General features: G+C 62.4%; 1 protein-coding gene. It reads right to left on the bottom strand.

The window, feature by feature from the left end:
- Positions 1-255 (bottom strand): GntR family transcriptional regulator (locus MRBLMA1_RS20070; protein WP_363739300.1); only part of this gene is annotated, 255 nt, incomplete at both ends.

Below are 255 nucleotides of genomic sequence, written 5' to 3' on the forward strand. Positions count from 1 at the left end.
TGAGATTCTCCTCCCATGCCAGGTCGAACCGATCGATCGATTCACGAATGGCCAGGCCATCGATCCAGCAGCGCGTCTTGACGAGTTCCTTCAGCTCCTCGGCGCTCACCGGCGCGACACGAAAGCCTTTCTGCTCCTCGAGCGCGACGAAGCCTTCTGAAAGGAGCCGGTTGAGCGCTTCCCGAACGGGGCTGCTGGCCGTGTTGAACCGCTTGCGCAGGGCTTCGGCACGGATCTTCTCGCCAGGACGCATCC

The organism is Sphingobium sp. LMA1-1-1.1 (genome assembly GCF_040676365.1).
In the GTDB taxonomy this organism is placed as follows: Bacteria; Pseudomonadota; Alphaproteobacteria; order Sphingomonadales; family Sphingomonadaceae; genus Sphingobium.